This window comes from Caulobacter sp. GW821-FHT10C03 (assembly GCF_059415485.1).
The window spans coordinates 35,494-57,755 of record NZ_JBWKNI010000019.1 but is presented as its reverse complement, the minus strand read 5'-3'; the positions used below and the strand labels follow the sequence as shown (position 1 = coordinate 57,755).

General features: G+C 69.5%; 19 protein-coding genes. 9 read left to right on the top strand and 10 right to left on the bottom strand.

Annotated elements, in window-relative coordinates; genetic code table 11:
• Positions 1 to 50 precede the first annotated feature (50 nt).
• On the bottom strand, positions 51 to 1,112 hold the full coding sequence (locus AC07NG_RS20640; protein ID WP_487289383.1) for a GGDEF domain-containing protein: 1,062 nt from the start codon (positions 1,110 to 1,112) through the stop codon (positions 51 to 53).
• Positions 1,113 to 1,292: 180 nt separating this feature from the next.
• Here AC07NG_RS20640 and AC07NG_RS20635 point away from each other — a divergent pair, with 180 nt between their 5' ends.
• Positions 1,293 to 2,750, top strand: coding sequence for a coniferyl aldehyde dehydrogenase (locus tag AC07NG_RS20635; RefSeq protein ID WP_494596062.1), 1,458 nt, complete (start codon positions 1,293 to 1,295; stop codon positions 2,748 to 2,750).
• 177 nt (positions 2,751 to 2,927) lie between these two features.
• Here AC07NG_RS20635 and AC07NG_RS20630 read toward each other — a convergent pair whose 3' ends face one another.
• The 7 genes from AC07NG_RS20630 to AC07NG_RS20600 all read right to left on the bottom strand — a co-directional run bounded on the left by AC07NG_RS20630 (position 2,928) and on the right by AC07NG_RS20600 (position 10,954).
• Complete coding sequence (locus AC07NG_RS20630) at positions 2,928 to 3,185, bottom strand: hypothetical protein (RefSeq protein WP_487289380.1); 258 nt, start codon at positions 3,183 to 3,185, stop codon at positions 2,928 to 2,930.
• A gap of 121 nt (positions 3,186 to 3,306) precedes the next feature.
• Positions 3,307 to 4,929 (bottom strand): DEAD/DEAH box helicase, encoded by a 1,623-nt coding sequence (locus tag AC07NG_RS20625; protein WP_494596061.1) that lies wholly within the window; start codon positions 4,927 to 4,929, stop codon positions 3,307 to 3,309.
• Between the two features lie 378 nt (positions 4,930 to 5,307).
• A complete protein-coding gene (locus AC07NG_RS20620; protein WP_494596060.1) occupies positions 5,308 to 5,517 on the bottom strand; it encodes a hypothetical protein in 210 nt (69 codons plus the stop codon).
• A 40-nt stretch (positions 5,518 to 5,557) separates the two neighbouring features.
• A complete protein-coding gene (locus tag AC07NG_RS20615) occupies positions 5,558 to 6,082 on the bottom strand; it encodes an SRPBCC family protein (RefSeq protein ID WP_494596059.1) in 525 nt (174 codons plus the stop codon).
• A gap of 61 nt (positions 6,083 to 6,143) precedes the next feature.
• Entirely contained in the window at positions 6,144 to 7,430 is a 1,287-nt protein-coding gene (locus AC07NG_RS20610; RefSeq protein WP_494596058.1) for an RNA polymerase sigma factor, read from the bottom strand.
• 262 nt (positions 7,431 to 7,692) lie between these two features.
• Entirely contained in the window at positions 7,693 to 9,807 is a 2,115-nt protein-coding gene (locus AC07NG_RS20605; protein WP_492855419.1) for a TonB-dependent siderophore receptor, read from the bottom strand.
• A gap of 202 nt (positions 9,808 to 10,009) precedes the next feature.
• A complete protein-coding gene (locus tag AC07NG_RS20600; protein WP_494596057.1) occupies positions 10,010 to 10,954 on the bottom strand; it encodes a LysR family transcriptional regulator in 945 nt (314 codons plus the stop codon).
• A gap of 119 nt (positions 10,955 to 11,073) precedes the next feature.
• Between AC07NG_RS20600 and AC07NG_RS20595 the strand changes: the two genes are divergently transcribed.
• Genes AC07NG_RS20595 through AC07NG_RS20585 form a run of 3 tightly spaced genes read left to right on the top strand, consistent with a single transcriptional unit; the run spans position 11,074 to position 15,156 of the window.
• Positions 11,074 to 12,165, top strand: coding sequence for an HlyD family secretion protein (locus tag AC07NG_RS20595; protein WP_494596056.1), 1,092 nt, complete (start codon positions 11,074 to 11,076; stop codon positions 12,163 to 12,165).
• The gene (locus tag AC07NG_RS20590; protein ID WP_492855415.1) at positions 12,162 to 13,703 is read left to right on the top strand and encodes an MDR family MFS transporter; all 1,542 of its coding nucleotides are present in this window, start codon (positions 12,162 to 12,164) and stop codon (positions 13,701 to 13,703) included. Before AC07NG_RS20595 ends, AC07NG_RS20590 begins: the two co-directional genes overlap by 4 nt.
• Complete coding sequence (locus AC07NG_RS20585; RefSeq protein WP_494596054.1) at positions 13,687 to 15,156, top strand: efflux transporter outer membrane subunit; 1,470 nt, start codon at positions 13,687 to 13,689, stop codon at positions 15,154 to 15,156. The genes AC07NG_RS20590 and AC07NG_RS20585 overlap by 17 nt, the downstream gene beginning before the upstream one ends.
• On the opposite strand, the gene AC07NG_RS20580 is transcribed toward AC07NG_RS20585, so the two are convergent.
• The gene (locus AC07NG_RS20580; protein ID WP_494596052.1) at positions 15,140 to 16,258 is read right to left on the bottom strand and encodes a DegT/DnrJ/EryC1/StrS family aminotransferase; all 1,119 of its coding nucleotides are present in this window, start codon (positions 16,256 to 16,258) and stop codon (positions 15,140 to 15,142) included. The two genes, AC07NG_RS20585 and AC07NG_RS20580, sit on opposite strands and share 17 nt — an antisense overlap.
• 156 nt (positions 16,259 to 16,414) lie before the next feature.
• Here AC07NG_RS20580 and AC07NG_RS20575 point away from each other — a divergent pair, with 156 nt between their 5' ends.
• Positions 16,415 to 17,329, top strand: coding sequence for a phytanoyl-CoA dioxygenase family protein (locus AC07NG_RS20575; RefSeq protein WP_494596051.1), 915 nt, complete (start codon positions 16,415 to 16,417; stop codon positions 17,327 to 17,329).
• A 152-nt stretch (positions 17,330 to 17,481) separates the two neighbouring features.
• On the opposite strand, the gene AC07NG_RS20570 is transcribed toward AC07NG_RS20575, so the two are convergent.
• Positions 17,482 to 19,149, bottom strand: coding sequence for an O-linked N-acetylglucosamine transferase, SPINDLY family protein (locus tag AC07NG_RS20570; protein WP_494596049.1), 1,668 nt, complete (start codon positions 19,147 to 19,149; stop codon positions 17,482 to 17,484).
• A gap of 105 nt (positions 19,150 to 19,254) precedes the next feature.
• Here AC07NG_RS20570 and AC07NG_RS20565 point away from each other — a divergent pair, with 105 nt between their 5' ends.
• Genes AC07NG_RS20565 through AC07NG_RS20550 form a run of 4 tightly spaced genes read left to right on the top strand, consistent with a single transcriptional unit; the run spans position 19,255 to position 22,259 of the window.
• Entirely contained in the window at positions 19,255 to 20,235 is a 981-nt protein-coding gene (locus AC07NG_RS20565) for a 3-oxoacyl-ACP synthase III family protein (protein ID WP_494596047.1), read from the top strand.
• A 10-nt stretch (positions 20,236 to 20,245) separates the two neighbouring features.
• Positions 20,246 to 20,467 carry a phosphopantetheine-binding protein gene (locus AC07NG_RS20560; protein ID WP_487289362.1) on the top strand — a complete coding sequence of 74 codons (222 nt, stop codon included), beginning with the start codon at positions 20,246 to 20,248 and terminating at the stop codon, positions 20,465 to 20,467.
• Positions 20,467 to 21,501, top strand: coding sequence for a 3-oxoacyl-ACP synthase III family protein (locus AC07NG_RS20555; protein WP_494596045.1), 1,035 nt, complete (start codon positions 20,467 to 20,469; stop codon positions 21,499 to 21,501). Before AC07NG_RS20560 ends, AC07NG_RS20555 begins: the two co-directional genes overlap by 1 nt.
• Positions 21,498 to 22,259 (top strand): SDR family NAD(P)-dependent oxidoreductase, encoded by a 762-nt coding sequence (locus AC07NG_RS20550; RefSeq protein ID WP_494596043.1) that lies wholly within the window; start codon positions 21,498 to 21,500, stop codon positions 22,257 to 22,259. The genes AC07NG_RS20555 and AC07NG_RS20550 overlap by 4 nt, the downstream gene beginning before the upstream one ends.
• Positions 22,260 to 22,262: the final 3 nt, after the last annotated feature.

The window sequence follows — 22,262 nt, the reverse complement described above, 5'->3', positions numbered from 1 at the left end:
TCGACGGGCTCCGGGACGCGGTTCTCTGGAGAAGAACGCGTGTTCTGTTCTTAAGCCGCGTTGGCCGATTCCTGCTGGGTCTCGGCGGCGGTGACGCGGTTGCGGCCGCTGCGCTTGGAGGCGTAGAGCGCGGTGTCGGCGCGTTCCATGACCGAGTGGGCGGTCTCGCCCTTGCGCCGCTCGGCGAAGCCGGACGACAGGGTGATGGCCCCCAGGTCCTCGTTGGTCGAGCGACGCTTGAGCATGCGCGAGGAGACCTCGACGCGGATCTCTTCCAGCGTGGCGTTGACCACGGTGGCGGCTTCGCCCGGGAAGATCATCGCGAATTCCTCGCCGCCGTAGCGGGCCGCGAAGCGGGGCAGGGCGGCGACGCGGCCGATGACGCTGGCGACGTAGCGGATGACCTGGTCGCCGGTCTGGTGGCCCCAGGTGTCGTTGAAGCCCTTGAAGTGGTCGATGTCGAGCACGGCCAGGCAGATGGCCGAACCGGCCTCGTCGGCCTCGGCGCAGGCGCGCTCCAGCTCTTCGTCGAAGGCCTTGCGGTTGGCCAGGTTGGTCAGGCCGTCGGTGGTGGCGTCGCGGCGCACCTGCTCCAGGTGCTCGCGCAGGCGGTCGACCTCGGCGGTGGACTCGGCCAGGCGGTTTTCCAGCGCCTTGTTTTCCTTGGCGACCTGCCGGGTGGCGGCGGCCAGGCTGGTGACCACGGCCTTGATGCCTTCGACGGCGGTCGGGCCGTCGAGGTCCTTGGAGACCCCGGCCAGGGTCTTGCCGAAGGCGGCGTTGGTCTTCTGGGCGTTCTGGATGGCCTTCGAGACCGATTCCAGCTCCTTGGAGAGCAGGTCGCCGGCGTCGCGGATCTGTTCGTTGAGGCGGGCCTTGGGAAGATAGGCGGCGGCCAGCTCTTCGCTCAGCATCTCGGTGATGGGCTCGCCCATCGAGATCAGGCGGGTGATCTCGCGCGCCAGGGCGCCGTCCGGATCGGCCACATAGTGGGTCCAGAGCTCGAAGTTCAGCGCGGTCGGCCAGATCTGATGACGCTCCATCAGGTCCAGGGCCCGACGGGCGATCTTGTAGGCTTCAGGGCCGCGCAGCGTGGTCTCGACGTCCGACATCTTTCATTCCCCCGTTCGGTCCCGGTTTCTCCGAGGCCGATCGCTTGCGCGCCAAACATAAGCGCAAGAGTTCAAACGAGCGGTTAAGGCCGGACGGGCGCGCTTGCGCCGGTCACAACTTCAACGCATCCTGAACGCTGATAAGATGAGCCGAGAGGCCGTTTTCGGGAGAGACGCCGCATGAACGCCCCCGCCAACCTTGGTCCGGAGGCCGTCCGGGCCGGCCTGGAGACGGTGCTGCAGAAGCAGAAGGCCGCCCACCTGCGCGACGGCGCGCCGTCGGCCGGACGGCGTATCGACTGGCTGAACCGCTGCATCGGCCTTCTGGTCGATCACCAGGACGACATCGCCAAGGCGGTGAGCGACGATTTCGGCGTGCGCTCCAAGGACGCCACGGCCCTGACCGACGTCGCCGGCTCGATCGGACCGCTGAAGTTCGCCCGCGACCATCTGCGCCAGTGGATGAAGACCGAGAAGCGACGCACCACGCCGGCGCTGCTGGGCGTGTTCGGGGCCAAGGCCGAGGTGCGCTGGCAGCCCAAGGGCGTGGTCGGCGTGATCAGTCCCTGGAACTTCCCGATCAACCTGACCTTCGCGCCGCTGGCCGGGGTGCTGTCGGCCGGCAACCGGGCGATGATCAAGCCGTCGGAGTTCACGCCGGCGACGTCGGAGCTGATGAAGGCGATGTTCGCCAAGGCCTTCGACGAGGAGGAGATCGCGGTCGTCACCGGCGGCCCTGAGGTGGGGCAGGCGTTTTCGGGCCTGGCCTTCGACCACCTGCTGTTCACCGGCGCGACCTCGGTGGCGCGCCACGTGATGCGGGCGGCAGCCGAGAACCTGGTGCCGGTGACGCTGGAACTGGGCGGCAAGAGCCCGGTGATCCTGTCGCGCGGGGCGGATCTGGAGACCGCCGCGGCGCGGGTGATGGCCGGCAAGACGCTGAACGCCGGCCAGATCTGCCTGGCCCCCGACTATGTGCTGGCCCCGGCCGAGGACGTCGAGCGCTTCGTCGAGGCGGCCAAAGCGGCGGTCGCCAAGAGCTTCCCGACCCTGAAGGACAATCCCGACTACACGGCCCTGGTCGCCCAGCGGCACTATGACCGGGTGAAGGGCTATGTCGATGACGCGCGGGCCAAGGGCGCCAGAGTGGTCGAACTCAATCCGGCCGGCGAGGACTTCGCCCAGCAGGAGCACCGCAAGATGCCGCCGACCCTGATCCTGGATCCCACCGACGACATGACGGTGATGCAGGACGAGATCTTCGGTCCGCTGCTGCCGGTGAAGGCCTATGACCGCGTCGAGGACGCCATCGGCTACGTCAACGCCCACGCCCGGCCGCTGGCTCTCTATTGGTTCGGGACCGACGATGCTGAGCGCGAGAAGGTGCTGGACGGCACGACCAGCGGCGGGGCCACGGTCAATGACGTGATCTTTCACGTCGCCCAGGAGGATCTGCCGTTCGGCGGCGTCGGCCCGGCCGGTACGGGCGCCTATCACGGCCACGACGGCTTCCGCGAGTTCAGCCACCGCAAGGCGGTGTTCCACCAGCTGAAGAAGGACATCGGTCCGATGCTGGCCCTGCGCCCGCCTTATGGCGCGGCGATCCGGAAGTATCTGGCGGGGCAGATCAAGCGGTGACGAGTATCCTTCTCCCCTTGCGGGAGAAGGTGGCGGCGATAGCCGACGGATGAGGGGTCTCTCAGAACTGAAAGACCTCATCCGGCCTGACCGCTGCTTGCGGCGTAGAGGTCTTTCGACCCCTCACCCGACCCGCTTCGCGGGCCACCCTCTCCCGCAAGGGGAGAGGGAATTTCCTCACCGTCCCTCGGTCCACAGGTCCAGCGGCTGCTTGGCCTCGTGGCGGATGACCGCGAAATAGCCGGCCACGGCCAGCACGACGCCCGTGATCAGTCCGCCGAAGAAGCCCGCCGGCGTGGCGAACCACAGGGTCAGGGTGGTGATGGCGACCGCCAGGGCGACGACGCACCAGCGGATCAGCACGCTGAAGGCGTGGTAGGTGCGTTCGTGGGTCAGCAGGTCGGCGTCTGATTGGGACGGCGTGAAATTGGCCATGGCGGTTCCTCCGGGCTTTTTGCTCGTTCTTGGCAAACGCGCGGAACCGTCGAGGAAACAAAGAAAAAGCCGGCGGCTCCGTGGAGCACGCCGGCCACTCTACGCCCGAATGGGCGGTTCGTCAGTCCTCGACCTTGGCCAGGCGAGGCGGAGCCCGCAGCAGGAAGGCGGGGATGTCGTTGCCGAAGCCGACCACGCGGCGATCGTCGTCGTCGTCGCGGGCGCGAACCGGCTGGACGCCGCGCACCGGCATCGGCGGACGCTCGCGCGACGGGCGGGCCGCGGGAGCGGCTTCCTCGACGGGAGCGGCTTCGACCACGGCGGCGGGGGCGCGCTCACGGTCGCGGGTGCGTTCGCGGCGCGGCTTGCGCTCGCGTTCCGGACGCTCCGAACGTTCGGGGCGCTCGGCGACGGGCGCTTCCGGAGCGGCCTCGACAGCGACGGCGACGGTTTCGACGACTTCGCCCTCGGCCGGAGCGGCCTCGGCGCGTTCGCGACGGCCGCGGCCGCTGCGTTCACCGCGCTCGCTCCGCTCGCCGCGTTCACGGCCCGGACGCTCGCTGCGGCCGCGACGGCGGTCGCCTTCGCGCGGCACGGTGACGGCGTCGCTGTAGTCGACGTCGATGACTTCTTCGGTGGGTGTCGAGCCGATCAGCTTGACGACCTTGTCGAAGCCCTTGTCGTCGGCCGGGGTGACCAGCATGTAGGCGACGCCCGAGCGGCCGGCGCGACCGGTGCGGCCGATGCGGTGCACATAGTCGTCGGCGTGGTGCGGGACGTCGTAGTTGAAGACGTGGCTGACGGCCGGGATGTCGAGGCCGCGGGCGGCGACGTCGGAGGCCACCAGGATCTTCAGCGAGCCGTCGCGGAAGGCCGCCAGGGTCTTCATGCGCTGGCTCTGGTCGAGGTCGCCGTGGATGGCGGCGGCGTCGAAGCCGTGCACCTTCAGCGACTTGGCGACGATGTCGACTTCGGTCTTGCGGTTGCAGAAGACGATGCCGGTTTCCGGCGCGGCCTTCTCGACGATGGTGCGCAGGGCCAGGCGCTTGGCCTTGGGGTCCGAGGACGGCACCTTGATCAGCAGCTGGGTGATGTTGGCGTTGGTCGTGGCCGGCTTGGCGACCTCGATCCGCACCGGATCCTTCAGGAACTGCTTGGTGAGGCGGGTGATTTCCGGCGGCATCGTCGCCGAGAAGAACAGGGTCTGCTTCTTCGGCGGCGTCATCTTGAAGATGCGCTCGATGTCCGGAATGAAGCCCATGTCGAGCATGCGGTCGGCTTCGTCGACGACGAGGAACTGCACGCCGGTCATCAGCAGCTTGCCGCGCTCGAAGTGGTCGAGCAGGCGGCCCGGGGTGGCGATCAGCACGTCGACGCCGCGATCGAGCTTCTTTTCCTGGTCGCCGAACGAGACGCCGCCGATCAGCAGCGCCCACGAGAGCTTGGTGCCCTTGGCGTACTTCTCGAAGCTGGAGGCGACCTGGTCGGCCAACTCGCGGGTCGGAGCGATGACCAGGGCGCGCGGCATGCGGGCCTTGGCGCGGCCCGACTGCAGCTTGTCGATCAGCGGCAGGGTGAAGGCGGCGGTCTTGCCGGTGCCGGTCTGGGCGATGCCCAGGACGTCCTGGCCGGCGAGGGCGACCGGGATCGCCTGGGCCTGGATCGGAGTGGCGGTCGTGTAGCCGGTGTCGGCGACCGCTTGAAGGGTCGTGGGCGAGAGCCCGAGATCGGAGAATTCTGTCATTTCACGCTGGTCTGAACTCGGAGCCGCCCGTGCTTGGGCGAGCGGGCGGCGCGGATTCGCCAGACCTGCTCCGAAGGTGGGGATAAATAGGCGCAATCGCCGCAAAGTCAATCTTCGCGGGGCCTGTGCGGCCTCGGGCGGGCCGCCGTGCGTCAAAGCGCAAGGAAGGGGTGGAAGAGCGAGTCCAAGAGTGAGCGCCGCCCCAGTCCTTCCCCCGAAGGACGGGACCAGGACACGGGAGCCGTCCGTGAAGTCCTGGCGGGGCGGCGCTCCGCTCGGCGCCGCCAAAGGGGAGGAAGACGGCGCTGAGAAATCACTACTGGATTAGTATGGATTCGAGCGCGTCAGTTTTTCTAAGAGAGCTTTCAGCCGCGCGGCTCATCGATGCGCGTGCTGCTCGGCGTTTCGCTTGCGGGTGGCCGCAGCTTTCCTGGCGGAAGCCGAACGATCGGCGGCGCTGTCGCCGGCCGAGGCCTCGCCGCCTTCCTTGCCGCCCTTGTGGGCCGCCGGATGGCTCGCCTCCTGGTCGCCGGGGAAAACCCGCGGCTCTGAAGACGGTTCGAACTTCAGCAGGAGGAAACGGGCCATGTCGGACTCCTGGGGCGACGGGTCTTTGGGCGACGACGGATTATGAACGCTCGACCACGGTCTTGAGATTGAACAGACCCGTCTCGAAATCGCGGCCGATCATCTTGTCCATGTTGAACACCAGGCCCATCAGCCGCGAGACGAACGGCGCGGGGCCCGACATCGACCAGGTCACGCGGGTGACGTCGCCTTCGGGAACAGCGGTGAAGAGGGCGGTGTTACTGGCCTTGAAGGGCTTTTCGAAGTCGAGCGCGATGCGCACCTGGTGGCTGGTGGCCTCATCGATGCGCATGCGCCCGGTCCCGGCCTTCCTGCCGGCCCAGGCATAGGTCGCGCCGACGCCGCGATCTGAACCGGCGTAAGTGCGCGAAAGGTCGGCGTCGAGGGTCTCGTAGGGCGACCAGCCGCGCCAGGCCTTGAAGTCGGAGACCTGGGCCAGCACGGCCTCGGGCGGGGCGCTGACCAGGATCGAGCGCTCGACGCGGAAGGTCGGCGGACGCAGGGCGGCGGCGATCAGCAAGGCGGCCAGGCCCAGCACGACGACGGCGGCGATGATCTTCAGCATCGGAAACTCCCTTGAAGGCGAGGCCCTTGCCGGGCCGTTCGCGACGAGGACGTTCGAACCGTCAGGCTTCCGACACTCGCCCGCGATTTTTCTCGGGGCCGGTCTGAAGGAGATCGAGCTGCTGGCGGATGTAGACGGCCTCGGCCGCGCCGCCGGCCAGGGCGATGGCGCGTCCGAAGGCTTCGCGGGCGTCGTCGTCGCGGCCCAGCTGCTGATTCAGCGCGCCGCGCAGGCCGTGGAAGTGGAAATAGCCCGCAAGCCGCTCCTCCAGCGGCGCGATCATCGCCAGGGCGGCCTCCGGTCCGGCGACCTTGGAGACGGCGACCGCGCGGTTGAGGGTGACGACGGGCGAGGGGGTCATGCGCTCCAGCACCGCGTACAGCAGGTCTATCTGGGCCCAGTCGGTATCCTCGGGGCGCTCGGCGCGGGCGTGCAGGGCGGCGATGGCGGCCTGCGCCTGGTAGGGGCCGGGATCCCGGCGCAGCATGGCCTGGTCGAGCAGGGCCAGGCCCTCGTCGATCATCGCCCGGTTCCACAGCGAACGGTCCTGGTTCTCGAGCAGCACCACGAGGCCGTCGGCGTCGAGCCGGGCGGGCGAGCGGGCGTGCTGCAGCAGCATCAGCGCCGTCAGGCCCATGACCTCGGCCTCGCCTGGAAACAGGACCAGCAGCAGGCGCGACAGGCGGATCGCCTCGTCGCACAGCGGCCTCCGGGCGTCGGCCTCGGCCCCGCCGGCCGAATAGCCCTCGTTGAACACCAGATAGACCATGGCCATGACCACCAGCAGCCGCTCGGCGCGCTCGGTCAGGCTGGGGGCTTCGAACGGGACGTCGCCCTTGGCGATCCGGGCCTTGGCGCGGGTGATCCGCTGCTCCATGGCGGCTTCGCCGACCAGGAAGGCGCGGGCGATCTGGCGCACCGACAGGCCCGAGACGATACGCAAGGCCAGGGCGATCTGCTGGGTGGCCGGCAGGTCGGGATGGCAGCAGACGAACAGCAGCCGCAGGATGTCGTCGCGCCAGTCGGCGCCGTCGATCCGCTCGGCCGCGGCGGCCTCGGCGTCGTCGAGCCCGGCCTGGAGGTCGGTCAGCACTTCGTCGGAGGGCAGGGCGGTCTGACGGCCCCGGCGGCGGGCGGCGTCGACGCCGCTGTTGCGCCCGACCAGGATCAGCCAGGCGGTCGGATCGCGCGGCGGGCCTTTCTGCGGCCAGGACTTCAGGGCGCGAAGACAGGCGTCCTGATAGGCTTCTTCCGCCGTGTCGAGGTCGCGGAAATAGCGCAGCAGGGCGGCCATGGCCCGGGGACGGGCCGAGACGAGGGCGGCGTCGATCCAGTCGGGATCGGTCATCGGTCGGCTCCACAACGCCGGTCGGGCCGGCGACCCTCTGCTCCCAAAACAGATGCGCAGCCAGATGCGCCAGCGTCGTCCCGCATCTGATAGCAGAGAATGGCGTCGGACATCCCGCTGTCTCCCGCGGCCGCGGGGCCGCTGGCCAAGGACGCCGGCCGCCTCGCCTTGCCGACATCGCCGACACGAAAAAAGCCGCCGGGGCGAACCCGGCGGCTTCTTCGACTGGATCATGCGGGAGGCGTCATCCGCCTCCCAGTAATCAGAACGCGTACTTCAGGGCGACCGTGTAGTTGCGCGGCGCGCCGTAGCGGTACTGGCTGAAATAGCTGATCTGGCTGTAGTAGGTCTCGTCGAACAGGTTATCGACGTTGGCCTGCACCGACAGGTTCTCGTTGATCTCGTAGCGGGCCATCAGGTTCACCAGAGCGAAGGCCTCCTGCTCGATCCGGGCCGAGCCGGTGACCGAGTAGATGGTGTCGCGCCAGTTGACGCCGCCGCCGACGGTCAGGCCGTCAAGCGCGCCGTTGAACTCGTAGGTCGTGAACAGCGAGAAGCTCTTGCGCGGCTGGTCTGTGTTGACCTTGGCGCCGCTCGAGTCCTCGACCTCGAACTGGGCGTAGTTGGCGCTGACCTTCCAGTTGGGGGTGACCCGGCCCAGCAGTTCCAGCTCGAAGCCGGTGCTCTCGGCGCCGTCGGCCGGCGCATAGGCCTGCTCGGTCGGATTGCCGATCACGAACTGGCCGGTCGCCTGGCCCACGCCGTCCTGCTGAATCTTGAAGACCGCGATGGTCGATTGCAGCACGTCGCCGAAGAACGCGCTCTTGAGGCCCAGCTCATAGGCCTTGCCGGTGACCGGATCGAGCACCGTGCCGTTGACGTCGCGCAGGTTCTGCGGCTGGAAGATTTCCGTGTAGCTGCCGTAGAGGCGGTGCGTCGGGGTCAGGTCGTAGAGCACGCCGACATAGGGAATGACGACGTTGTCCGACGAGTAGTTCTCTTGCGTGCCGCCGTTCAGGCCGCTGCGCTTCCAGGCCGAGATCCGCGCCCCGCCGACCACCTTCAGGGCGTCGGTGACGTTGAGGCGGGTGGCGGCGAAGAAGCCGCTCTGCTCGGTCTCGTTGTCGGTGTACTGGGTCGGCGTCGTGGCGAAGGTCGGCTGCGGGAAGTTACCGTCCCAGCTGTAGATGCTGGTCGCCGGCAGGAAGGCGTTGGCGCCGCCGGCCTGGTAGTAGACCACGTCCGACTTCTGGACGCTGCGCAGGGCGCCGACGGTGAAGTCGTGCTCGCGGCCGAACAGCGAGTAGTCGCCGTGCAGCTGGATGTCGAAGCTGTCCTGGGTGGTCTCGCCCTTGCTCTTGTAGGGCCAGGTGGCCAGGCCGACGCCCGTGGTGCGGTCGATGGTGCCGTAGAGATAGAGCAGCTGGGAATCCTGCTCGTTGATCATGCGGTTGTAGTTGAACGAGACCTTCCAGCCGTTCGCGAAGCTGTGCGTCAGGTTGGCGAAGTAGTTGGTGTTGGTCGTGTCCCAGTACGACCAGTTGGCGGCCGTGTTGGTCGAGATCGGCAGGTTCGTGCGCGTGCCGTCGGTGTAGAAGCTCGGCAGCGAGCCCCAGAACGCCGCGTTCGGCGTGGTGACCTGCTGGCTGGCGCCGACGCGCAGCAGGGTGGTGTCGGTCAGGTCGGCCTCGACGACGCCGTAGAGCACGTGCTTCTCGGTGGTCTGGCGGTCGAAATAGGTGTCGCCCTGCTCGTACTTGGCCACGAAGCGGCCGCGGATCGCGCCGTCCTTAATCGCGCCCGACAGGTCGGTCTCGAGACGGCGGCGGTCCCAGCTGCTGAGCGAGCCGGTGACCGAACCCTTGAACTCGCGGGAGTCGGCGTGCTTGCGCACCAGGTTGATAGAGGCCGACGGGTCGCCGGCGCCGGTCAGCAGGCCGGTGGCGCCGCGCACGATCTCGATGCGCTCGTAGATCGACACGTCGGCGACGGTCTCGCCGCTATCGCCGGCCAGGCTCCACGACAGCGGCACGCCGTCGATCTGGTAGTTCTTGATCTCGAAGCCGCGGGCGTTGAACACGTTGCGCACGTCGTCGACCTCGACCATCGAGACGCCGGCGGTGTTGCGTACGACGTCGGCGATCGTCGACAGGTTCTGGTCCTGGATGCGCTGGGCGGTGATCACCGTGACCGACTGCGGCGTCTCGCGCAGGGTCAGGCCCAGGCCCGTCGCCGTGTCGATGCGGCTGTTGACGGTGTAGGCGCCGGTGACGACCACGCCCTCGACGTCGGTGTCGTCGGTCGTCGTCTGCGCGAGAGCGGGCCCGGCGAGCGCCAGGAAAGCGCCGCTCGCCAGCAGCGTGGTCTTCAGGAACATGGGCCACCCCTTGGTTGCGCCGCTTGCGATCACGCAAAGGGAGAGCGGCGCCAGATAATCCGGACGCCGACGGTGTCGGCGTCCGGCAGGCTATAGCGAGGGGAGGATGGGATTGCAAATCACTCGCAATTGTATTTCGAAATATCTCAGGGGTAGCTGATCGGGCTGCCGGTGACGCCGGTCGAGAAGCCGGCTCAAGGCCTCAGAGCAGCGCGCCAGCCTCGCGGCAGAGCTCCAGCAGCCAGCCGTTAGGCGAGTCCGGGGCGTCGCTGGCCCGCATCACCGCGCCGAACGGCGTGGGCGGCGGCGCGTTGGGTGGCTCGATCATCACCACCTTGCCGCGCTCGGCGGCGGTCTGGGCTAGGCGGCGGGGCAGGATGCAGATCATGTCGGATCGGCTGACCATGTTCAGGGCGCTGAACGAGTCCTGCACCGAGAACGACGGGTCGGGGCTTTCGCCCAGGCCGTAGCGCTCGCCCCAGGAGGTCACCCGGCGCAGGCCAAGGTGGCCGGCCGAGGTGCGATCGGGATCGTCGTTACCGCCTGTCACGCCCAGGCGCGGCAGGCGGGCGAGGGCGGCGTGGTCCAGTCCCTGGACGACCGCCGGATGGCCGATCCGCGCCACCCAGACGCCGCTCTCGTCGAACAGCCGGGTGTGGGTGAAGCGGCCGGGCACGGCCTCGAAACAGCCGATGACCATGTCGAGCCGGCCGGTGTCGAGGTCCTCGGTCATGCCGGCGTAGAGATTGCGGAAGTGGACCTGGACGTTGGGCGCCACCGCCATCACCCGCTCGGCGATCAGCGGACCCAGCACGTAGGTGATGTAGGTGCCGGCCGCGACGTTGAAGGCGTGCTGGTCGACGGCCGGGTCGAAGCGCGGGGCCAGGACCGCCGTCTCCAGCAGCTTCAGCGCCGTGCGGGCGGTTTCGGCGATCTCCAGCGCGCGGGGCGTGGGGCGCAGGCCGGTCTGGCCGCGCACGAAGAGGTCGTCGCCGACCATCTCGCGCAGGCGGCGCAGGGCGTGGCTCACGGCCGACTGCGAAAGCCCCAGGCGCTCACCGGCGCGCGTGGCGTTGTTCTCCTCCAGCAGGGTCACGAAAACCCGGAAGAGATTGAGGTCGGCGGTTCTGAAATTCGAGGCGTTCATGGCTGACGTGAAGAGATATCATTTCACTCATGATGGGTGGAGTCCTATCTGCCCGCTCAAGGTTCGCGATCGAACGGACCTAGCGATTCCCGACAACTCGAAGAGACGTGGAGCAGCGCGTGAGCGACGCTGAAGGTTATGACGCCATCGCCGAAGCCGAGGCCGATGCGGCCCGCAAGCGGCCAGGCAAGGTGCAAGGCAAGACGCTGGGCCAGCGGCTGCGCCTGCCGCTGATGATCGGCGTTCCGCTGGTCGTGCTGGCCGGCGTGGGCGTCGTGGTGCTGACCGGCGGCAAGTCCGAGACCACCGACAACGCCTATATCCAGTCCAGCCGCACGGCCATCAGCGCCAGCGTCGACGGCCGCGTGGTCGGCATCGAGGTCGGCGAGAACCAGACTGTCAAGAAGGGCCAGGTGCTGTTCCGCCTGGATCCGGCCGACTATCAGGTCGCCGTGTCGGAGGCCGAGGCGGCCCTGGCCCAGGCCCGCTACGACGTCCAGGCCCGCCGCGCCGTCTACGGCCAGCGCCTGGCCGACATGGCCGCCGCCGAAGAGACCGCCGCCTACGCCAAGCGCGAGGCCGCCCGCCAGCGCGACCTGGCGGCCGCCGGCGTCGCCACCCAGGCCCAGGCCGACGAGGCCCGCCACGCCGCCGACCAGGCCCAGCGCCAGATCGGCGTCGTCCGCCAGCAGATCGCCACCGCTCTGGCCGACTTGGGCGGCTCGCCCGACGCCCCGACCGAGCGCCAGCCCAAGGTGCTGGAAGCCCAGGCCCGCCTCGAGCGCGCCAGGCTCGATCGCTCCTACGCGGCCGTGGTCGCCCCGGCGGACGGCGTCGTGGCCAAGGTCGAGCAGCTGCAGGTCGGCGCCCGTGTCACCGCCTCGCAGCCGGTGTTCTGGCTGATCTCGGGCAAGCCCTGGGTCGAGGCCAACTTCAAGGAAGACCAGCTGGCCCACATGCGCGTCGGCCAGCCGGCCAGCATCAAGGTCGACGCCTACGACCATCCGCTGAAGGCCCACGTGGCCAGCTTCAGCCCCGGCACCGGCTCCAGCTTCGCCCTGCTGCCGGCCGAGAACGCCAGCGGCAACTGGGTCAAGGTGGTGCAGCGCGTGCCCGTGCGCCTGATCCTCGACGAGGCCGTCCCGGGCAATCTGGGCGCGGGCCTCAGCGCCAAGGCGACGGTGGACGTCCGCTCGGGCCGCCAGGGATGAACGCCGCGCGGGCCCTTTCCGGCCACGATCGCGACGTCGCCAACCGCGGGCCCATCACCGTCTCGGTGATGCTGGCGACGATCATGATCTCGCTGGACACGACGATCGCCAACGTCGCCCTGCCGCACATCCAGGGCAGCGTCTCGGCCTCGGCCGACCAGATCACCTGGGTGCTGACCTCCTACATCGTGGCCGCCACGATCATGACGCCGCTGACCGGCTTCATGACCGAGCGCCTGGGCCGCAAGATGGTGCTGAACGTCTGCATCGTCGGCTTCACCATCGCCTCGATGCTGTGCGGCGTGGCCAACAGCCTGGTCGAGATCGTGCTGTTCCGGCTGCTGCAAGGCCTGTTCGGTGCGGCGCTGATCCCGCTGTCGCAGGCGGTGCTGCTCGACATCAACCCGCCCGAGCGCCACGGCCAGGCCATGGCCGTCTGGGGCGCCGGCGCGGTGCTGGGGCCGATCCTCGGCCCGGCCCTGGGCGGCTGGCTGACCGACAATCTCGACTGGCGCTGGGTGTTCTTCATCAACCTGCCGGTCGGGGTGCTGGCCTTCTGCGGGGTGTTCTTCTTCCTGTCCGAGAAGAAGGGAACCGAGAAGAAGCGCTTCGACATCCTGGGCTTCGCCAGCCTGGCCATCGCCATCGGCGCCTTCCAGCTGATGCTCGACCGCGGACCGGGCCAGGACTGGCTCGGCTCGGCCGAGATCTGGACCTACCTGATCGTCTGCGGGATCTCGCTGTGGGTGTTCGCCGTGCAGCTGGCGACGGCGCAGAAGCCGTTCGTCTCGCGCGCCCTGCTGGCCGACGCCAACTTCATGACCTGCTGCTTCTTCGGCTTCTTCATCGGCATACTGCTCTACAGCACCCTGGCCCTGCTGCCGCCGATGATGCAGACCCTGCTGGGCTATCCGGTGGCCTTCACGGGCCTCGTCTCGATGCCCCGGGGCCTGGGCTCGTTCATCGCCATGTTCGCCGTCGGCCAGCTCGTCGGGCGGATGAACATCAAGCTGATCCTGGCGATCGGCATGGCCGTCAGCATCGTGTCGCTGTGGCAGATGAGCCATTTCAGCCTGGGCATGGACACCCACTTGATCATCATCTCCGGCTTCCTGTCGGGGGCGGGGACGGGCCTGATCTTCGTGCCGCTCAGCACCATCGCCTTCGCCACGGTGAAGCCGGAGCTGCGGGCCGAGGGCGCGGGCCTGTTCACCCTGGTGCGCAACATCGGCTCGGCGGCCGGCATCTCGATCATGCAGGCCCTGTTCGTCAGCGGCATCGAGAAGCACCACGCCGTGCTGGTCGAGCACGCCCGGCCCGACAACCCCCTCTACCAGGCCTACGCCAAGAGCGTGTTCCTGACCCACAGCGCCATGGCGGCCTTCAATGGCGTCATCAACCGCCAGGCCTCGATGCTGGCCTATCTCGACGACTTCCGCCTGATGCTGGTCATCACCGTGGCCTGCTCACCGCTCATCCTGCTCATGCGAACCCCGAAAGCCAAAGGGGGCGAGACCGTTCATGTCGCCGACCACTAAGACCTCCCGCCTGGCCGCCCTCGCCGGCGCGATCAGCCTCGCCGCGCTCGCCTCGGCCTGCACCACCGTCGGTCCGGACTTCCAGGCGCCAGAAGCTCCGAAGACGGCCGGCTACCTGGCCAAGGACGAGGCCACTCCGGCCGCCGCCGCCACGCTGGACCAGGCCGGCGTCGGCCCGTGGTGGACGGCGCTGGGCTCGCCCGAACTCGACGCGGTGATCCGCCAGGCCCTGGCCGACAACCCCTCGCTGGTCGAGGCCGACGCCACCCTGGCGCAGGCCCGTTCGGCGCTAGCCGCCGCGCGCGGCCAGGCCGGGCCGCAGGTCAGCGCCAATGCCGGGATCGACCGCGAGCGCGCCAATCTCCAGGCCTTCGGCTTCACCAGCTTCGGCGACATCACGCTAAGCAACCCGACCTTCAGCCTCTATTCGGTTGGAGCGGGCGTCGGCTACGACCTCGACCTCTGGGGCGGCCAGAAGCGCCGGATCGAGGGCGCGACGGCCCGCGCCGAGGCGGAAGGGCGGCGCGCCGAGGCGGCCTATCTCAGCCTGACGGCCAATATAGCCCTGCAGGCGGCGACCATCGCCACGCTCCAGGCCCAGATCGCCAGCGTCGAACAGATGATCGCCGACGATGAGGCCAACATCGCCCTGGTGCGCCGCGCCGACGCCCTGGGCGGGGCGACCCGCCTGGCCGGCGTCTCGGCCCAGGCCCAGCTCGAGCAGGACCGCGCGCAGCTGCCGCCGCTGCAAGGCGAACTGGCGGCCGCCCGTCACGCCCTGGCCCTGCTGGTCGGCAAGGCCCCGGCCGACTGGACGGCGCCGGCCTTCACGCTCGACACCCTGAAGCTGTCGGCCCCCGTGCCCGTCGTCCTGCCGTCCGCCCTGGTGCGTAAGCGTCCGGACATCCTGGCGGCCGAGGCTGAGCTGCATGCGGCCACCGCCGATATCGGCGTGGCGACGGCCGACCTCTATCCGAACCTCAAGCTCAGCGCCTCGCTGACCCAGGGCGCGCTGAAGCCGAAGGACATCTTCAGCTACGACGCCAGCGGCTGGGACGTGGGCGCGGGCCTGACGGCGCCGCTGTTTGACGGCGGAACGCTGAAGGCGCGGCGCGAGCAGGCGAGGGCGGCCGCCCGCGTCGCCTCGGCCCGCTACCAGCAGACGGTGCTGAGCGCCTTCGGTCAGGTGGCCGATGCGCTGGCGGCCCTATCGGCCGACGAGGCCAGCCTGGCGGCGCAGGACCGCGTCGAGGCCCAGGCGAGCGAACGCCTGCGCCTGGCGCGCCTGGCCGTGGATCGCGGCGGCGGCACGATGCTGGAGGTGATCGACGCCCAGCGGGCGCTGAGCGGCGCGCGGTCGACCCGCGCCCGCGCCGAAGGACGCCGGCTGGCCGATGCGATCCGGCTGTTCGCCGCGACCGGCGCCGACTGGCGGCTCAGCCAGCCGACTTGAGGATGTCGGCGATCCGCGCGGCGTCCGCCGCGTCGAGGTCCATGTAGAACGGCAGGCCCAGGGTCGAGCGCGCCAGGCGCTCGGTGTTGGGCAGGTCGGTGCGCGGGCACTCGGCGAAGGCGGGCGAGGCGTGGCAGCCGTCGCCCCACCACTGGCGGGTGTCGATGTCGGCGGCCTTGAGGGCGGCGGCCAGCCGCGGCGCGGCGCCGTCCGGCGTGCCGACCACGCAGACGCTGGTCGTCCAGTCGTGGCCCCAGCCCGGCTGGAAGCTCAGGTCGGAGGCGAACAGGGCCTGACGCAGCGTCTGGGCGGCGGTGAACCAGCGCAGCCGGTCGCCCGGCCAGGCGTCGAGAGCGGCCAGGCCCACGGCCGCGGCGTACTCGCTGATCTTGGCGTTGGTGGCGGCGTGCTGCGACAGGCGCGAGCCTTCGAAGCCGAAACCCGTCAGGCGACGCAGGCGGCTGGCCAGGGCCGGGTCGTCGGTGACGACATAGCCGCCTTCGCCCATGCCCAGGACCTTGGTGGCGTGCAGGCTGACGACCGTCGGCAGGCGCGCGTCGCTGGCGGCGTCGAAGGCGGCCGCCGCGTCGAGGATCACCTTCACGCCGGTGCGGTCCTGGAAATCGAGCCAGGCGGCGACGTCGGGCATGCGCCCGAACGGGGCGACGATGATCACGGCGCTGACCGGCCCGGGCGCGCGGGGCAGGGCCGCTTCCAGCGTCTGCGGCGTCAGCATCCAGCTGTCGTGGTCGGCGTCGAGGAACCAGGGCATCAGCCCGGCCTGCACGGCCGCGTGCGCCGTGGCCACGAAGGTCCAGGACGGCATGGCGCACAGCGTTCCCGGCGTCGCGCCGAGGGCCTTGAGGGTCAGGGTCAGGCCCTGGGTGGCGTTGCTGCAGGTGACGGCAAGGGCGGAGGGGCCGAATCGATGGGCCAGGCGCTCTTCCAGCTCCTGCACCAGCGGGCCGAAGTTCGAATACCAGCGGGCGGTGTCGATGCGGCGAAGATAGGGAAGAATGGCGTCGGCCAGGGGCAGGCGAGGTTTCGCGACCGCGATTGGCGAAATGATGTCGGCGCGCGGATTGCGGGCGGTCTTGGCCATTGAGAATCCCCGAATGCGGTACGTAGCCTGCGCGTCACATGGTTAACGGACGCTAACCGTCGCCGTGTACGGGTTGCGACGGATTGCCTCGTCGCCTTGAAGCGGTATTCATCTCATCCGTCGCCGTCGTGTTCGGCGGTCATGGAGAAGCTTTCGATGTCGGCTACGTCGCCCGGCCCGGTGCGGGATCTGATCGAGCGCGGCTATCACGTGCTTCCTGGCGGCCTGGACGCCGACGCGGCGGGCCGACTGCTCGCCCGCATCCGTGATCTGCGCAGTTTCGGCGAGGAGCTGTTCCTCAGCGAGGAAGAGTTCGACGCCAACCCGCAGTATGTCGGCGTCAATCCGGCCCCCGGCCGCAACCTGCTGGAGCGCTTCGACGAGGAGCTGGCCTTCGTCGAGAAGGACACGGGCCTGACCGGCGCGGTGGCCGGCCTGCTGGGCGACGACTACGAGATCCTGCTCAAGAAGCTGATCTGCGGCGTGCCGGCCTCGGCCGTGCCCCAGTGGCTGAAGACGCGGATCCACGGCAACCCGGTCAACAACCTGGGCCCCTATGTGAGGCCGCAGTACCGGGACGTGACCTATTTCTACGGCATCGACTTCCACCAGGACCTGATCGACTACAAGGACCGGGAAGCCGACTTCATCACCCTCTATGTCTACCTGCACGACGTGGGCGAGCGGGACGCGCCGCTGTTCCTGCTGGAGAACAGCCAGACCCTGGGCGGCACGCTGTTCCCGCACGACCTGACCAAGGACGAGAGCGGCTGGACCTACAGCGATCGCAAGGGCGGGCAGGTGCACTGCCCGCAGCACCTGCTGGTCGGCCCGGCCGGCTATGCCGCCATGTGGCACGCCTGCACCCTGCACGGCACCCAGCCCGACGCGGCCGACCACGAACGCCTGTCGCTGCGCTACCTGATCGCTCGCAAAGCCTCGCGCAAGGACACCGGCATCGACGCGGTTAACGCCACGCTGAAGGGCCCGCTGAGCCTGACGGCGACGCGCAACGATCTGGACGAGGCCGGGGCGGCCAAGGTGAAGGCCAACAGCGTCAACGAGGCTTAGGGGGCGTTTCCTCGAAGTCTCCCCTTATCCGAGCGTCCCCGCGAAGGCGGGGACACAAGCTGTCGTTCAGGATGGGGCGCGGCCGTTGATCACCTGCAGACTCGGCTTGGATCCCCGCCTTCGCGGGGATGCTCGGGTGAGAGAGTGAGACCTTATTGGGTCTTAGCGGCCATCTGCGCGAACGCCGCCTCCATCCGCCGCGTGAACCCCGCTTCGTCGCGATAGGGCGAGGCGTCCAGCGCCGGCCGGATCCTGGCGCGCAAAGCGGCCAGGGCCTGGTGGTCGTGGTCCAGGCGCGCGGCGAAGGCGGCCATGGCGGCCCAGTCGTCGAACAGCAGCTCTTCCAGGCCCATGGCGCTAAGGGCCTCGACGGCGACGCGGCTGTAGTAGTCGCGGCCTCGGATCGCCAGCACCGGCACGCCGCGCGAGACGGCCTCCATGGTCGTGGTGCCGCCACCGACGGGGCTGGGGTCCAGCGCGAAGTCGATCTGCGTGAAGGCCTGCTCGTATTCCTCGCCGGTCGTCTTGCCCTCGAACTGGATGCGCTGGGGCGCGATCCCGTGAGCGAGGAACCGGCATTGGACCGTGGTCTGCAGCACCGGATCAACGAAGTAGCTGTACTTGAACAGCAGCTCAGCCGTCGGGCAGGCGGCCAGCAAACCTGCCCAGCCGGCGACGGTCTCGTCGCTGATCTTGGCCGGATGGTTGAAGCTGCCGAAGGTCAGACGGCCGGTCTCGATCGCCGGGGAAGGCGAGGGGGCCGCCGTCGGCGTCGGCCGGAAGGCGGCCAGGATCGGGCCGATGTCGTGCAGCGTCTCGACGAACAGCGGCGGGGCGTCGGCGGTCAGCATGTGCGAGCCGAGCATGGAGTAGTCCATGGCCTCGAGACCCGTGGTCTGGATCCAGTTCAGCCAGGCGACCTGCACCGGCGCGGGCCGGCGGGCGAACACCGCCAGGCGGTTGCCGGAGGCGTGGCCCCAGACGTCGACCAGCACGTCGATCGCATCGGCCCGGATCAGGTCGGCGTGGGCGTCGTAGGTCAGGGTCTTGCAGGACCGCACCGTGACGTGGCCGGGCAGGCGTTCACTCGTGGCATGATCCACATAGGCGAAGACCTCGAAGCGCTCTGTGTCGTGGTTCTCGAACACCAGGTCGACGAAGTGGCGCAGCTGGTTGGCGAAGCTGGGCGCCACATAGCCGACGCGCAGCTTGCGCGCGCCGTCCCAGGCGGGCGGGAAGGTCGGGGCGGCGGGCCTGACCTTGCGCATCACCTCGCCCCAGCGGCGGGCGGTGTCGGCCTGGCGCTGCAGGCCGTCCTTGGCGAACATCAGCGAATAGAGCACGAAGCCCGAGAGATAGGACGCCCCGGTCAGCCCGACCGCCTTGTCGAAGGCCGCCAGCGCCGCCTCGATGCGGCCGGCGTGGTGCAGCGACTGGCCGTAGACGAAGAGGCCCTCGTTGGCCGCCACCGTGGGATCGTTCAGCGCGCAGCCGCAGGCCGCGGCGGCGACCCCGACATAGTCCTCGGCGTAGAACAGCCGGCCGACGTCGAGGGCGAAGGCGGCGTCCCGGGCGACCCGGTCCAGCGCGATGTCGTTCTCGCCCATCACCGTGAAGGCGTGGTTCATCCACGCGGTCTCGAAGGCCGCTCGGGCGCGGGCCTCCTCGCCCATCGCGCTCAGGGCGGCGGCGTGGAAGTAGTGGACCTGCACGTCGTCGCCGTTCCGGGCGGCCAGCGGACCCAGCAGCGCCTCGGCGCCGACGGCGTCGCCGGCCAGGAGCAGCTCCATCGCCCGAGGGAACACGTCTTGCGCCGACATTGAAGGTTTCCCGCAAATCAAACGGCTGGCCCTTGGGCCAACGACGCGCTTAGATTGCGCTCGACATTGTTCTGCAATGATTCATTCCGCGGCCGCGAGGCGTATATGTTGACCGCCAGGATCAAGGCGATCGCAGGTCACCTGCCTGAAGGCCGCCTGACCAACGACGCCTTGGCCGCACGCTTCCCCGACTGGAGCGCCGACAAGATCCTCGAAAAGACGGGCATAGCCGAGCGCCGCATCGCGGCCGACGGCGAGACCGCGCTCGACCTCGCCGAGGGCGCCGCGCGGGCCCTGCTGGCGAAGGAAGGCCTCGATCCGGGCGAGATCGACTTCCTGCTGCTGTGCACCCAGACGCCCGACTACGTGCTGCCGACCAGCGCCTGCCTGTTGCAGGCCCGCCTTGGACTGCCGACCAGCGCCGGGGCCCTGGACTTCAACCTCGGCTGCTCGGGCTTCGTCTACGGCCTCAGCCTCGCCAAGGCCCTGATCGAGAGCGGCCAGGCCCGGCGCGTGCTGCTGGTCACCGCCGACACCTATTCCAAGCTGCTGGATCCCGACGACCAGAGCGTGCGCACCCTGTTTGGCGACGGCGCCGCCGCCACCCTGGTCGAGGCGGTCGAGGCCGACGCGCCTCTGATCGATCCCGTGGTGTTCGGCACCGACGGCAAGGGCGGCGAGCACCTGATGGTTCGACGCGGCGGCTTCCGCGAGCCCTCGGCCGGCGACGACATGGTGCTCCGGATGGACGGCCCGGCGGTGATGGCCTTCACCCTCGGCCACGTGCCCAAGGCCGTGGACGGCCTGCTGCAACGCACGGGGCGGACGATGGAGGAGCACGACCTCTTCGTCTTCCACCAGGCCAACGGCTTCATCCTGGAGCGCCTGCGCAAGAAGCTCGCCATCGAACCCGAGCGCTTCGTCATCGACATGCGCGAGGTGGGCAACACCGTGTCGTCAACCATTCCGCTGGCCCTCGCCCCATTGTTGCAGGGCGCGGGCGCCCCTAGAGGAGCCCCCAGACGAGCGATGCTGGTGGGCTTCGGCGTGGGCCTGTCGTGGGCCGCCGCCAGCGTCGTCATTTGAGGAGACAAGAATGAGCGCCCTTTACGCCGGACTGGCCGAGATCTTCGAGGTCGACGAGTCCGAGATCTCGCCGGCGGCCGAGCTGGCCGCCTTCAACTGGGACTCGCTGGCGATCATCTCGACCCTGGCCCTGGTCGACGAAATCCATGGCGTGCTGGTCGATGGTCAGGCCCTGGCCAAGTGCGAGACCGTGGCCGACATCGAGGCGCTGGTCGCCAAGGAAACCGCCTGATGCAGCCCGCGCCCGGCGGCTATCGGGTCGAAGGCGTCCGCCTGGCGGGCGTGGTCTCGACCGTGCCCGCCAGGCGGCTGGAGAACCAGGCGTTCGAGGAACGGTTGGGCGAGGCGGCCGTCGCCGACGTCGCCAAGATGACCGGCGTCCAGACCCGCTACTGGGTGGAGCCGGGCCAGACCACGGCCGACCTCTGCCAGGCCGCCGCCGAACGGCTGATCGAGCGCCTGGCCTGGGACCGCGCCTCGATCGACGGGGTGATCTTCGTCTCCCAGACCCCCGACCACGCCCTGCCGGCCAGCGCCTGCCTGCTGCATGGCAAGCTTGGTCTTTCGCCGCACGCCCAGGCCTTCGACGTCGGCATGGGCTGCTCGGGATACGTCTACGGCCTGTGGCTGGCGTCGTGCCTGCTGCAAGCCGGTTTGAAGCGCGTGCTGCTCTTGGCCGGCGACACGATCAGCCCGCTGCTCGACCCCGACGACCGCGCCACCGCCGTGCTGTTCGGCGACGCCGGCTCGGCCACGGCCCTGGAGCGCGATACTGCCTCCACGCCGCTGCATTTCCGCCTCGGCACCGACGGGACCGGCGCGACCGACCTGATCGTACGGGACGGCGGCTTCCGCTCGCCCTGCGGTCCCGCCGGCGCCATCGCCCCAACCCTGAAGATGGACGGCAACGCCGTCTTCGCCTTCACCCTGCGCGCGGTGCCGGCCCTGATCGAGGCGGTGCGCGCCGACGCCGGCCTGACGGCCGAGGACGTCGACTTCCACCTGCTGCACCAGGCCAACCAGTTCATGCTGCGCCACATCGGCAAGAAGGCGAAGGCCCCGCCCGAGCGCCTGCCGATCAACATCGGCAAGTTCGGCAACACCAGCTCGGCCACCCTGCCGCTGCTGCTGACCGACGCCGTGGCCGAGCGCTTGAGCGGTGAAGCCGCGACCCTGGTCCTGGCCGGGTTCGGCGTCGGCTATTCCTGGGGCGCGGTCGCCGGCCGCTTCGGCCCCCTCGACTGCGCGGAGACGCTGTACCTGTGAGCCTGCATCCCGAAGCCCTGGCGGATAAGACCATTCTCGTCACCGGCGCCTCGTCGGGCCTTGGGCGGGCGACGGCCCAGGCCGTGGCCGCCGTCGGCGCGCGGGTGATCGCCGCCGGCCGCGACGCCGGGCGCCTGGACCAGACCCTGGCCAGCCTGGCCGGCGAGGGCCACGTCTCCCTGATCCAGGACCTCTCCGAAGGCGACGCCGCCACCGACGCGGTGGCCAAGGCCGCCATCGAGGCCGGCGGGCTGGACGGGATCTTCCACGCCGCCGGGATCGAGATGGTCCTGCCCATCCGCATGACCAAGGACGCCAAGCTCGACGAGGTGATGGGCGCGTCCTTCGGCAGCGCCTTCGCCGTCGCTCGCGCCGCCGCCAAGGCCAAGGTGATGAAGGACGAGGGCTCGATCGTCGTGGTCAGCTCGGTCGCCGCCGAGCGCGGTCGCGCGGGCATGACCGCCTACGCCGCCTCCAAGGCCGCCGTGGAAGGCCTCGTGCGGTCGCTGGCCTGCGAGCTCGCGCCGCGCCGCATCCGCGTCAACGGCCTGGCGGCCGGCGCGGTCGAGACCGAGATGCACGAGCGGATCACCCGCGGCCTGACGGGCGACGGGATCGAGGCCTATCGCGCGCGCCACCTGCTGGGCTTTGGCCGGCCGCAGGATGTCGCCGCCGTGGCGGCCTTCCTGCTGACCCCGGCCGCGGCTTGGGTCACCGGCGCGATCTGGGACGTGGACGGCGGCTACAAGGCCGCGTGAGCG

Bases quoted from the DNA above. Each gene is read 5' to 3' on its own strand.
- AC07NG_RS20640 (WP_487289383.1), bottom strand. From the start codon at position 1,112: ATGTCGGACGTCGAGACCACGCTGCGCGGCCCTGAAGCCTACAAGATC.
- AC07NG_RS20635 (WP_494596062.1), top strand. From the start codon at position 1,293: ATGAACGCCCCCGCCAACCTTGGTCCGGAGGCCGTCCGGGCCGGCCTG.
- AC07NG_RS20630 (WP_487289380.1), bottom strand. From the start codon at position 3,185: ATGGCCAATTTCACGCCGTCCCAATCAGACGCCGACCTGCTGACCCAC.
- AC07NG_RS20625 (WP_494596061.1), bottom strand. From the start codon at position 4,929: ATGACAGAATTCTCCGATCTCGGGCTCTCGCCCACGACCCTTCAAGCG.
- AC07NG_RS20620 (WP_494596060.1), bottom strand. From the start codon at position 5,517: ATGGCCCGTTTCCTCCTGCTGAAGTTCGAACCGTCTTCAGAGCCGCGG.
- AC07NG_RS20615 (WP_494596059.1), bottom strand. From the start codon at position 6,082: ATGCTGAAGATCATCGCCGCCGTCGTCGTGCTGGGCCTGGCCGCCTTG.
- AC07NG_RS20610 (WP_494596058.1), bottom strand. From the start codon at position 7,430: ATGACCGATCCCGACTGGATCGACGCCGCCCTCGTCTCGGCCCGTCCC.
- AC07NG_RS20605 (WP_492855419.1), bottom strand. From the start codon at position 9,807: ATGTTCCTGAAGACCACGCTGCTGGCGAGCGGCGCTTTCCTGGCGCTC.
- AC07NG_RS20600 (WP_494596057.1), bottom strand. From the start codon at position 10,954: ATGAACGCCTCGAATTTCAGAACCGCCGACCTCAATCTCTTCCGGGTT.
- AC07NG_RS20590 (WP_492855415.1), top strand. From the start codon at position 12,162: ATGAACGCCGCGCGGGCCCTTTCCGGCCACGATCGCGACGTCGCCAAC.
- AC07NG_RS20585 (WP_494596054.1), top strand. From the start codon at position 13,687: ATGTCGCCGACCACTAAGACCTCCCGCCTGGCCGCCCTCGCCGGCGCG.
- AC07NG_RS20580 (WP_494596052.1), bottom strand. From the start codon at position 16,258: ATGGCCAAGACCGCCCGCAATCCGCGCGCCGACATCATTTCGCCAATC.
- AC07NG_RS20575 (WP_494596051.1), top strand. From the start codon at position 16,415: ATGTCGGCTACGTCGCCCGGCCCGGTGCGGGATCTGATCGAGCGCGGC.
- AC07NG_RS20570 (WP_494596049.1), bottom strand. From the start codon at position 19,149: ATGTCGGCGCAAGACGTGTTCCCTCGGGCGATGGAGCTGCTCCTGGCC.
- AC07NG_RS20565 (WP_494596047.1), top strand. From the start codon at position 19,255: ATGTTGACCGCCAGGATCAAGGCGATCGCAGGTCACCTGCCTGAAGGC.
- AC07NG_RS20560 (WP_487289362.1), top strand. From the start codon at position 20,246: ATGAGCGCCCTTTACGCCGGACTGGCCGAGATCTTCGAGGTCGACGAG.
- AC07NG_RS20555 (WP_494596045.1), top strand. From the start codon at position 20,467: ATGCAGCCCGCGCCCGGCGGCTATCGGGTCGAAGGCGTCCGCCTGGCG.